Here is a 12,209-nt window from a genome sequence, read left to right as displayed (position 1 = left end):
TCAGTTTTTTAATATTTTAGGGTACACTAGGTGAAGATTTCGTCTGACGGTGACGAGCAGTATCTTAAAGAAACAAACAAGGATGACCAAATTGTTGATAAATTTCATGAAATCACAAAATTCGCCAGTTCTAGGCACTTTATTTAGTAATTTTCCAACAGGTTATAAAAATGTTATTGCCACGCTATCGATGATCGTCATGTTGTCTGGATGTAGCGATTGGTTCGAACCGACTATTAGTGAAATTTGCGAAACCCACAGTGAGATGTGTTTAGATTTGAGCCTAGATGCACGTTGTCGTCATGAACGTGCTGATATTATAAGGTTGAGATACAATCACCAAGCAGACACCTCAGAAGCATTCAAATACCCATTATTATTAGCATTTGAAGATTACTTAGTGTGTGTGGAAGAAGTTCAGCATATTGAACACGTGAAACGTAAAGGCAAAGAAGCCACCCGCCTTAAGGGAGTAATGACTGCTCAACGCGAACTTACTCGATTAGCCCGTGAAACGAAACGTTCCCTCGACCCTTACCTTTCTTACTACCATTGGTCTCGTCACAATGATAAAGAGGCATTTCACCGGTTTGAGCGCTATGCCGCGAGTAACAAAGTTAAAGATCCTGAATTGCTCATCTCTTTGGCCTCGGCGCAAATTAAAACCGATCCTGAGCGCACTATCGATACCTTGTATAAAGCGCTAAGCCTATACAAGGATGCAGATGATATAGACAGTGCGGTTTACCTCTCATTGGTGTCGTTAGGCATGGATAAAGAAAACTACAGAATGGCTTATGTATGGCTAGGCGTAAGTGAATACTTTGACGAAAAAATCCCCTCAGCTAGACGGGAATCAATCGGTCAAAAGTTTAATTTACCGATTGATATTTTAGACAGCGTAGTGAGTGAAATAGTCTCTGCTCTTGATAATAGCCAGTTCGATGCAAGTGCACTTAAGCTAAATAGGCTGTGATAATGAAAATGAATTACATTTTTTTCGCATAAAATAAGTGTTAAAAAAAGAAAAAATCCGCCAAATAAAGGCGGATTTTTTTATTTCTAACATCAAGGCAATCATAACTGTATATTTTTTGTTCGACTGTTTACCTTGTGAAAATCACTTACTCAATGTATTAGCTACGGCGCTTATGCCTAGCCTTTTACCACAACATCACCATTGCCTTTAAACGTCAGTGAAATTGAATTTACACAATAGCGCTGCCCGCTTGGCTCTGGCCCGTCTGGAAACACATGCCCTAAATGGGAATCACATTGTTTACAGAAAATCTCTACGCGATGCATACCATGGGTATTATCGTCTCGATAGCCAACGTTATCGTTTTCAAGTTGTTGAAAGAAAGAGGGCCAACCACAACCAGCATCAAACTTGGTTTGTGATGAAAACAAATCAGCACCACAGCACTTACAAACATAGGTTCCTTCCCGGGCTTCATCTAACAATGCCCCAGTAAAAGGTCGCTCTGTCCCGGCATTGCGGCACACTCGGTATTCTTCTTCAGACAGCGTTTCTTGCCATTTTTGCTCAGACATAGTTTCTCCTAAAATTTAACCCTCAAAAAGAAAAAAGGTGCGCCAATAGAACCTGGCACACCTTTCAATTTGGTACAGGGACCGTGTTAGCGCTTTATAGAAGTTTGCGGACGTTGGGGATCACTCCATTCTAAGTGATACTTTTTACCCGCAGGCTTATCTACACGTTGGTATGTATGGGCACCGAAAAAGTCTCGTTGACCTTGTAGCAAGTTAGCCGGTAATACTGCAGTGCGGTATGAATCATAATAGCTTAACGATGACATCATAGCGGGGCACGGCACACCAGCAATAGTGGCTTGCGCAATTGACTGACGCCAATCAGATTGGAACTCAGAAATTTGATTGGCAAAGAAAGGGTCCATCAGCAAGTTCGACAACTCTTCGTTGTTTTCGTATGCCTTAGAGATAGACTGCAAGAACACCGCGCGGATAATACAGCCTGCACGCCAAATCTTGGCAATTTCACCAAACTCTAACTGCCAACCGTGTTCTTTGGCAGCAATAGCCATTAGCTGGAAGCCTTGCGCATAAGCACAAATTTTAGAGCAGTATAACGCTTGCTCTAGTTTATTAATGATGTCTTCTTTTTGCTCATCAGAATGAACAACAGGTTCAGGGCCACTAAGTACCTTACTTGCTGCCACACGCTCATCTTTCAAACTAGAAATGCTGCGCGCAAAAACGGCAGACGTAATGGTTTGGGCTGGGCTACCCACTTGCAATGCACTTACCGCAGTCCAAAGGCCAGTGCCTTTTTGCCCTGCTCTATCAAGAATTACGTCAACAAGAGGCTGCTGGGTATCAGGGTCGAGTTGGTCTAGCACTTCAGCGCTAATTTCCATCAGGTAGCTATTTAGCTTACCTTCATTCCAGCGTCTAAATACGGCTGCAATGTCAGAAGGCGACATTTGCAATGCTTCGCGCATAACATGATAGGTTTCACAAATTAGCTGCATATCGGCGTATTCAATACCGTTATGCACCATTTTCACATAATGGCCTGCGCCAACTGGGCCAATATAGGTAGCACAAGGTTCGCCTTCTAATATAGGTTTACCTGGCACGAAACTCTCGAGAGGTTTACCCGTTTCTGGGTCTACCTTAGCGGCAATCGCTTTAAGTACAGGTTCAATGCGAGTCCACGCATAAGGGTTACCTGATGGCATTAATGATGGCCCAAAGCGTGCCCCTACTTCACCACCAGAAACAGCAGTAGAAAAGAAGATAAACTTGCCTTTGTATTGCTCTTCGCGAGCAACGGAGTCTGTCCACAAGCTATTGCCAGTATCAACCACGATATCGTCGGCATGAATACCCGCATCAATAAGATGATTGCACACGTGGTCGACAGGGTCGCCAGCTGGAACAGAAAGAATAATAAGATGAGGGGCTTTTAGTTTGCTAAGTAATTCGGTGTAAGAGCTACAACCTTCTACGCGAGGTTCAGCGTTGGCATCTCGCTCACTGGCGTCTTTTGCAAGAATCGCATCAACCTTGTGCTGATCTAAATCGAAACATGCTACTCGATAACCATGGTCTACCAAGTTCATTGTAAGGTTATTACCCATTACGCCTAAACCGATAAAACCAATATCACACGCTGTTGTGGCGTGCTTACTTCCACCTTCATTTTGCATAGAAAAACCCTCACATTCAGATGGGAGAGCATAATACCACCTGTACCAATAAAGAACAGCATACCGTGCCGATATCCGTTCGGTATGCTATTTTTTTCGTCAGAGGTAAAGCTTACGAGGTAAATTCGTTAAAACTAAACAAGGTAAGAGACCTACCCGCTTGTAAAAAGACCTTTTGAATACAGATTTTAGGTTGCTCGCTAAGTGAGGCGTAACGAGTATCTAAATGCAACGACCACCCTCCTTTCGGTGACAAACTTGGCAAATTAAATCTCACGTCGTTGTCACTGGCGTTTACACACATAAACCAATGTTCTGGGGTTTGCTCACCCACCGCGCACCCTCTGATTTCGACACCAAAAGCTTTGTTGTGTGCTGCGTTCCAATCTTCAGACGCTTTATCGGTGCCATCAGGTTTGAACCAATTAATTTGGCTGACATTTTTGGATAACGAGTAAGGGTCATCCTCTAGTTTTATCTCGCTTAACAAGGTAGAGCCTTGTTTTAGGCGAATAACATACTGACAAAAACTAAGGAAATCTTGTTGACGCTTGTTCATTTCCCATTGCGTCCAACTAATTGGATTATCCTGGCAATAGGCGTTGTTGTTACCGTTTTGCGTACGACTTAGCTCGTCGCCACCTAAAATATGCGGCGTGCCTTGCGAGAAAATAAGTGTGGCGAATAAATTCCGCTTTTGCCGCTCACGTAGCGCTAATATGTTTTTATCTTGGGTTTCACCTTCAGCGCCATAGTTAGCCGATAAGTTATGCCCGTGGCCATCTCGATTTTCTTCCAAGTTAGCCAAATTATGCCTATCGGCATAACTCACTAAATCATGCAGCGTAAAACCATCGTGATAGGTAATGTTATTTACCGATGTGGAAATATGACGGTAGCCTTTATGAAATAAGTCGCGAGACCCCATAAAGCGCGTAGCAAAATCGGCTGCTAGACCTTCATCACCGCGCCAAAACGCCCGCGCCGTGTCTCGGTACTTATCGTTGACTTCTAGCCAAGGCGTGGGGAAGTTACCCACCTGATAACCACCAAGCCCAATGTCCCAAGGCTCAGCCAGTAATACAGTTTGCTTTAAAACCGGGTCTTGTCCGATGGCACGAATTAGCCCCGCATATTTGTTGTAGGCTTGAGGCTCGCGCCCTAGGGTAACCGCCAAGTCAAAACGAAAGCCATCTACCCCGATAGTGGTTGCCCAGAAACGCATGGCGTCTAAAATGAGGGTCATCATGTAAGGATGAGAAGTGTGTACTGTATTACCGCAGCCAGAGTGATTCGAATAAACCAACTCTCCCCGCTTAGTTTGCTCTAACAAATACGCTTGGTAGGGGCAGAAACCTTTATACGACAAAATAGGGCCGCCTTTACCGCCCTCTGCCGTGTGGTTGTAAACTACATCTACAATCACCTCAAGCCCCGCTTTATGGTATTCATCAACCATATGCTTAATTTCGGCCAATGCATCTTTGCTGGCATAGCGAGGTTCAGGTGCGAAAAAGTTAACGGGGTTGTAGCCCCAGTAGTTCGTTAACCCTTTTTCCGTAATGTAAGGCTCTGGCATAAACGAACACATTGGCATGAACTGAACCGTGGTTATGCCCAGTGCTTTTAAGTGGGCAATAACCGCAGGATGGCTTGCCCCAAGGTATTTGCCTCTGTGTTCTTTTGGCACATCGGGGTGTAACTTTGTTAACCCTTTTACATGCGCTTCATAAACAATACGTTTGTGTTTTGGAATATCTACCTTGCGAATAGCACTTTCAGGGTAATCGGCGTCAGCCACCACCACACACTTTGGCACCATAAATTGCGAGTCGAATTTATATTGCCTTGCATCCCAATGAATGGGTCTACTGAGTTTTTTCGCATAAGGGTCGATAAGTAGTTTATCGGTAGGCACGCCGTGAAGTTGCCCTTCCCCACGCTCTACACGGTAACCATATAAATGGCCTGCTTTTACATTGGGAAAGAAGCCATGCCAAATATCGCCGCTTTTTTCAGGCAGTAATATTTCTTCCATAGGCTCTTCGGTATCGTTGTGAAAGAGACATAACGCCACCGCTTTCGCATCTGGCGCATAAACTGCGAAATTGCACCCATCATCATACGGCGTAGCACCTAGTGGAAACGCTTCACCCAATAAAACATGGCTTGTCTCTGTGACGTTCTGTTTCGCGTCCAACGTAATTCCTATTTCGTAATGTAAAATACGGTAGATAATGGGGGTAAATTAATACTAACTGAGTGGTCTCGGTTATTCCATGCTATCGGAGTAGGCGTTACATGGCCGTCCACAGGATAATCGCTACCCCAAAATACCTGACTATCTGTATTTAGTGCAAGCGCCAACTCACCTGCCCCATCTACACCTACGCGGTAATGTTCTCTAGGAATAGGCGTAAAGTTACAAATTACATATACTTTTTGCTTACCATCTAAAGACGTGCGCACAAAAGACACCACACTTTGGTCTGCATTTTCATGGTCAATCCATGCAAAACCATTATGACTGTGATCTTGTTCGTACATGGCAGGGGTGTGGGTATAAAACTGATTCAAGGCTTTATACAAGCTTTGAATACCCTTGTGCTTTTTATGTTCAAGAAGGTGCCAATCTAAGCTGGTGTCATGGTTCCATTCTTTGCTTTGTGCAAATTCATTACCCATGAAGCTTAGTTTCTTACCTGGGTGACCAAACATAAAGCCAGCATAACAGCGTAAGTTGGCGGCTTGCTGCCATTCATCTCCAGGCATTTTGTGTAACAGGCTACCTTTACCGTGTACCACTTCATCGTGAGATATTGGCAGTACAAAGTTTTCGTCAAACGCGTAAACCATGCTGAAAGTAATTTCGCCATGGTGATAATTACGGTAGGCAGGATCTTTAGCAATATAGGTTAAAGAATCGTGCATCCACCCCATATTCCATTTAAAGCCAAAACCTAATCCGCCTTCAAACACCGGTCGTGACACTCCCGGAAAAGAAGTCGACTCTTCGGCGATAGTCATTGCATCAGGGTAGTGCTTATACACTTCTTCATTCATCCAACGCAGCAGGCTGATAGCTTCGTAATTCTCGTTTCCACCGTCGACATTCGGTATCCACTCGCCTTCATTGCGGGAGTAGTCGAGATAAAGCATAGAGGCAACAGCGTCTACTCTTAATCCATCTACATGGAACTTGTCTAACCAGAATAATGCATTGGCGACGAGAAACTGGCGAACGGTTTGTTTACCAAAATCATAGATGCACGAATTCCAATCAGGATGCCAGCCTCGTCTTGGATCTTCATACTCATAAACATGGCTGCCATCGAACCGTGCAAGGCCATGACCGTCTTCTGGGAAATGTGCAGGCACCCAATCAATAATTACCCCTAAATCAGCTTGGTGGCATTTATCGACAAAGTGCTTAAATGCATCTGGGTTGCCGAAACGACTGGTTGGGGCAAACATGCCTACTGGCTGATATCCCCACGAACCATCAAACGGAAATTCTGAAACCGGCAATAGTTCAAGATGGGTATAGCCCATCTCTTTTGCATAAGGAATAAGGTCGTTAGCCAACTCTTCGTAGGTTAAATAACGCTGACCACTTTCAATCCCAGGGCGTTTCCACGAGCCAAGGTGCACTTCATAAATACTCATAGGATTCGTGTATTTATTTTGCTTACGTGATGCTAGCCATGCGTCATCGTTCCACTGATATTTGTCGTGGTTGAAAATTTTCGATGCATGAGAAGGATATTGCTCAGCGCTAAACCCTAATGGGTCGGTTTTATGTGGTAACTCATGCCCGTGGGCATCTTTTATCTGGTACTTATAACGTTCGCCTTCGCCTAAGTTTGGAACCACTAATACCCAATACCCCAGTGAGGTTTTTTCCATAGGGTGTAAGCGCCCGTCCCATTGGTTGAAGTCACCAATTAGTGAAACTGACGAGGCGTTTGGTGCGTAAACGCAAAAACGGGTGGCAGCGAGTGCTTCGCCTTCATCAGGCGTAACGGTAATGAGCTGAGCACCGGCTTGGTGATACAAATTCTCTGGTTTGCTGTCGATGTAATGTACAGCATGATAAGCATTGTCAGCGAATTGATAAGGGTCGCAATAGCTATAGCTATCCGCTTTAGTGGTGATAGTCACCGAGTAAACCTGCGCGCTTTGGGCCTTCGTGAGTTCGCCCTCAAATAAACCACCTTCAGTGATAGGTTTCAGAGTAATTTTTGGCAATGCGGTATCTGGCCAACTTATTTCGACGGATGAAGCGTCTGGACGCCATACTCGAATCTTAGTTTTACTTCCTGTTTCAATTGGTCCAAGAACGGAAAACGGCTGAGAACATGTTGCATGTTCTAATTGCTGCGCTATCTGTTTTATCCGCGTTACCTGCATCTGCTACTCCTATTAAAAACCCGCAACAAAACGCGGGTTTACTGCCCTAATATTAGGCAAAGGCGCACGTAATTGCACGCCAACATATTCATTTTAAAAATGGAAATTATAACTTAAGCGCTAGCTTGCTTACGCGCTTGCGTTAATTGAGCTGCTAACTCTGTTATATCATGAGTATCGAAAATAGCCTCAACATTCCTGGTCAGCTTTCTACGCCAGTTAGGGTACTCATTAAATGTACCTGGAATATTCACAGGCTTGTCCATTTGTAACCAATCTTCTAACTGTAAGCTTAATAAAGCACTTGAGCCGCCAGCCATATGTACTTGCATACCTTTACTAAGTTCCGCTGTCATGCCAGTAGCGTTAACATCTCTACCCACATTATCTGCTACCGAGTGATGGCCATGTAGCGAGTCTAATATAGACTGTTTATTCGCGTGACGGTCGGTATAAAGGGTTTGCAGAATTTCCTCTGTAGGGTAAAGGCCAATGTCTTTACCTAGCGCCAAATCTAAACAGTGCCAGTAGCCAATAAGTGTAGGCATGTCGTGCGTGGTGAGCGTAGACATAGACTGCACAGGGTAATGGCTTGGCGAGAAGAAACCACCGTCGTCTGCTTGCTCAAAGAAGAAAACTCGGTATGAGTACACACCATTGTCTGCCAACTTACTGCGAATTTCTTCAGGCACGGTGCCTAAATCTTCGCCGATAACTAAGCTTTGGTTACGATGACTTTCAAGGGCTAAGATACCCAACAAATCATCAACCGGGTAATACACATAACCGCCCTCTTTCGCATCATCACCTTTCACTACCCACCACAAACGTAGCAGAGCCATTACGTGGTCAATACGAAGCGAGCCTGACGACGCCATATTGGCTGAAAATAAGTCGATGATAGGTTGGTAAGCTTGTTCATAAAGCTTGCGGGGATCCATTGGAGGAAGACCCCAGTTTTGCCCCAACGGCCCTAAGATATCAGGCGGAGCTCCTACGCTTGCATCAGTGCAGTATAAATCTTTGTTGCCCCAAATTTCAGCGCTACCTTCACTTACTCCTACAGCAAGATCTCGATATAAACCAATTGTCATACCACAGTCAGTGGCTTTGCTGCTTGCCGCTTCTAGCTGTTGCGCCGCTATCCATTGCAAGAATAGGTAGAATTTAACTTCGCTAGCATTGGCTTTTTTAAATTTCGCGACGGCGGGGTTATGGTAATCTTTGTATTCTTCAGGGAATACAGGCCATCCCCAACAGTCTTTCCCTTTCGCTTTAAGGTGAGATTGAAGCGCATCGTATACCGCTAGCATATCTAAGCTTTCACCGCCTTCGGCAACAAACACTTTGAATGCTTTATTTTGCTTGGTATTTTTACGAAGATGGCGAGCATCGTAAACATCAAACACCGCTTTAAGCGCTGCCAATTTAATATGCGCGACAGCCTCATAGTCTACGTGTTCTGTTTCACGGGCATGGGTCAGCGTGTTTTGGAACGCTTCAGCATTCACAACGGCCTGAACACTTTCGTCATCAAAACCTTCAATAGCAGAAGCATCAATGTACAAGTAGTTTAGCCAGCGGCGAGAACTAGGACCATAGGGAGAACACGCGTCTGGATTGGCAGGATAAAGTGCATGAATAGGATTAAGCCCGATGAAATCTGCCCCTACGCCAGCTGCTTTTTCAATTAGCGTTGCGAGGTCGGTGAAATCCCCTATTCCCCAGTTTTTCTCACTACGCACACAATAAAGCTGCACGCTCAATCCCCAAATCTTTTTGCCAGCCGCAATAGGCTCTGGGGTATAGCAGGCTTTTGGTGCAACAATAATGCGAGACTCTGCAAACTGATCATCGTCCGCACTTAACGCTATGGTGTGATAACCAAGCGGTAAGTTAAGTGGCAACGACACTACATACTCATGGAACTCCACCTCGTCGATGTGCGCCATGGTCGTCATTTCTTGGTCTACCGGTATAAACGTATGTTTTTCAATTTTTCCGTTTTCACAGTGAACTGTAATCACATGCTCATCGTTTACAAGCTCTATAGGTAGGCGCACAACGATAACAATAGCTTCATCGCTACGAACCACTTGAACAGGGTTCAAAGGAGATAACCATACTGAGCTAATGTCGTCTATAATTTGCGACTGAATCTTTTCTTCACTGGCGGTGTCATAACCCAGCACGTTAAGTAATTTTGCCTTACTTGACTCTGCGATGGTTGCTGGTTTGCCCCATGCGTCGACGTATTGAGTCTCTATTCCACGCATTTCAACCAGTTGTTGCAGAAGATCTTGTGTCATCGTAACTTGTTCCTGTATTCCTGTGAGAGGCACGCTTGATTTGCACTAAGCAAATTTGCTTATACGTACAAAATATTAACATTATTCTAGAAACAGTCGCGCTATGAAAACTGAATACGATTGCATAAGCTGTTGTTCGTAATTTTCCAACAGTTTAGCGTTTTTGTTTTGCCAATTATGGCATTTTGATCCATACTTTACGTAATTTATTTTCATATTCAAAAATAATCGAGGTACGTCATGACAATTCGCATCGGTATTAACGGTTTTGGTCGCATTGGTCGCTTAGTAATGCGTGCGGCTGCTGCCCGTGAAGACATCGAAGTAGTTGCTATTAACGACTTATTAGATACAGATTACATTGCCTACTTGTTAAAATACGATTCAACGCACGGTTTATTCGACGGTGAAGTTACAGTAGACAACAACGACTTAGTTGTAAATGGTAAAACTATCCGCATCACCTCTGAAAGAGATCCCTCAGACCTTAAATGGAATGAAGTAGATGTAGACGTAGTTGTAGAGTCGACAGGTCTGTTCTTAACAAAAGAAACGGCTGCTAAGCACATCGAAGCGGGTGCGAAGAAAGTGGTTATGTCCGCACCTTCTAAAGATGACACGCCGATGTTCGTTATGGGTGTTAACGATGAAAGTTACGCAGGCGAAACTATTGTTTCAAACGCATCGTGCACAACTAACTGTTTAGCGCCTCTAGCTAAAGTACTTAACGATAAGTTCGGTATTGTAGACGGCCTAATGACAACAGTTCACGCAACGACAGCTACACAGAAAACGGTTGACGGTCCTTCTATGAAAGACTGGCGCGGTGGTCGTGGCGCTGGCCAAAACATCATTCCATCGTCTACTGGCGCAGCTAAAGCTGTAGGTAAAGTTATTCCTGCGCTTAACGGCAAATTAACGGGTATGGCTTTCCGCGTTCCTACGCCAAACGTTTCAGTGGTTGACCTTACTGTTAACCTAGCTACACCAACTAGCTACGACGCTATTTGTGCGGCTATGAAAGAAGCGTCTGAAGGCGAGCTTAAAGGTATCATGAGCTACACTGAAGACGCAGTAGTATCAAATGACTTTATCGGCAACGCTAATACGTCAATTTTTGATGCAACAGCGGGTATTGCACTTACCGACACATTCGTAAAAGTTATCTCTTGGTACGACAACGAATGGGGCTATTCAAACAAAGTTCTAGACTTGGTTGCTCACATTTCTAAGTAATCAAGTTTATCAATAACGGCAACTCGGTTGCTCAGTTATTGAAGACATTGTTAATAGACTGAAAAAAAGGTGCGAATACTATTCGCACCTTTTTTGTTTTCATAGCACAATAAGCCATTATTAAATGGGAATGCGAGACCTTGTGGAAATCTCGACAACGGTACAATCAACACGTTGCTTCATGGAGGATTTATGTCAACAGAATCATTGCAAGTAAGCGAATCAAACGGATTGACGTTTTTAGAGGTAGATAACCACCTCGGGTCAGCAAAAATCAGTTTATTTGGCGGACATGTTTTATCTTTTATTCCAAAAAAAGATGGGCAAGAACGCTTATGGGTCAGCCCCCATGCCTACCTTAACGGTGAACGCCCTATACGCGGTGGAATACCTGTGTGTTGGCCATGGTTTAGTGACGATCATGGCAAAGCGAAAGGTGAGCTGCCTGCCCATGGTTTTTTGCGTACACAAGTGTGGCAATTAACATCATCAAGCGAAGATGAAACTGGCACGCATATTACACTTACCCCTTCCTTCACGCGAGCGGAAGGCTTTGAACATGACTGTGCAGTTACCCTATCAATTACTGTAGGTGACGCCCTCACCGTATCGTTAATTACAGAAAACACAGGCGTAGTGCCTTTTACTTACAACTGCGCGTTACACAGTTACTTTCATGTTGATCATATTCAAGCGGTTCGCCTTGACGGTATAACCGGTGACTATAAAGATAAACTGGATGACTGGGCGATAAAACCCACACCTGAAAATTATACTTTTACCGGTGAAACCGACCGTATTCATATGAGCGCGGTAGAAAAGGCGTCTATTGTGGTAAACGATACCCCTTTTACCGATGTTGGCTCAAAAGGTCATGACTCGTTGGTGGTATGGAACCCATGGCAAGGCGCTGCGTCAATTTCTGATATGGATCCGTTTGGTTATAAACATATGGTGTGTGTAGAGTCGTCTATCACCCAAGGCAAGACACTACAGCCAAGTGAGTCTCATGCCATGGTGCAAACGATAACGCCTGTGTAATGCGCTAGCGAGCCGTTTA

Annotated in this window: 8 protein-coding genes; 3 read left to right on the top strand and 5 right to left on the bottom strand. The window is 44.3% G+C overall.

Annotated elements, in window-relative coordinates; genetic code table 11:
- Positions 1 to 106 precede the first annotated feature (106 nt).
- Positions 107 to 976, top strand: a complete 870-nt coding sequence (locus tag R1T43_RS08980) for a DUF2989 domain-containing protein (protein ID WP_317355162.1) — start codon at positions 107 to 109, stop codon at positions 974 to 976.
- A 179-nt stretch (positions 977 to 1,155) separates the two neighbouring features.
- Here R1T43_RS08980 and msrB read toward each other — a convergent pair whose 3' ends face one another.
- The 5 genes from msrB to malQ all read right to left on the bottom strand — a co-directional run bounded on the left by msrB (position 1,156) and on the right by malQ (position 9,913).
- A complete protein-coding gene (gene msrB / locus R1T43_RS08975) occupies positions 1,156 to 1,554 on the bottom strand; it encodes a peptide-methionine (R)-S-oxide reductase MsrB (RefSeq protein WP_013783651.1) in 399 nt (132 codons plus the stop codon).
- A gap of 86 nt (positions 1,555 to 1,640) precedes the next feature.
- Entirely contained in the window at positions 1,641 to 3,194 is a 1,554-nt protein-coding gene (gene gndA / locus R1T43_RS08970) for an NADP-dependent phosphogluconate dehydrogenase (protein WP_057791213.1), read from the bottom strand.
- A gap of 112 nt (positions 3,195 to 3,306) precedes the next feature.
- Complete coding sequence (glgX, locus tag R1T43_RS08965) at positions 3,307 to 5,394, bottom strand: glycogen debranching protein GlgX (RefSeq protein WP_317355158.1); 2,088 nt, start codon at positions 5,392 to 5,394, stop codon at positions 3,307 to 3,309.
- 8 nt (positions 5,395 to 5,402) lie between these two features.
- Positions 5,403 to 7,604 carry a 1,4-alpha-glucan branching protein GlgB gene (gene glgB, locus R1T43_RS08960; protein WP_317355157.1) on the bottom strand — a complete coding sequence of 734 codons (2,202 nt, stop codon included), beginning with the start codon at positions 7,602 to 7,604 and terminating at the stop codon, positions 5,403 to 5,405.
- A 113-nt stretch (positions 7,605 to 7,717) separates the two neighbouring features.
- Positions 7,718 to 9,913: a 4-alpha-glucanotransferase gene (gene malQ, locus R1T43_RS08955; protein WP_317355156.1), complete on the bottom strand. Its 2,196-nt coding sequence runs from the start codon at positions 9,911 to 9,913 to the stop codon at positions 7,718 to 7,720.
- Between the two features lie 240 nt (positions 9,914 to 10,153).
- Between malQ and gap the strand changes: the two genes are divergently transcribed.
- Together gap and R1T43_RS08945 are read left to right on the top strand one after the other, a co-directional pair.
- Positions 10,154 to 11,149: a type I glyceraldehyde-3-phosphate dehydrogenase gene (gap, locus tag R1T43_RS08950; protein WP_013783646.1), complete on the top strand. Its 996-nt coding sequence runs from the start codon at positions 10,154 to 10,156 to the stop codon at positions 11,147 to 11,149.
- 192 nt (positions 11,150 to 11,341) lie between these two features.
- A complete protein-coding gene (locus R1T43_RS08945) occupies positions 11,342 to 12,190 on the top strand; it encodes a D-hexose-6-phosphate mutarotase (protein WP_211071335.1) in 849 nt (282 codons plus the stop codon).
- Positions 12,191 to 12,209: the final 19 nt, after the last annotated feature.

The sequence above is a fragment of the Alteromonas sp. CI.11.F.A3 genome, assembly GCF_032925565.1.
GTDB lineage: Bacteria > Pseudomonadota > Gammaproteobacteria > Enterobacterales > Alteromonadaceae > Alteromonas.
The sequence above is the reverse complement of the archived record's forward strand: the minus strand, read 5'-3'. Positions and strand labels throughout refer to the sequence as shown.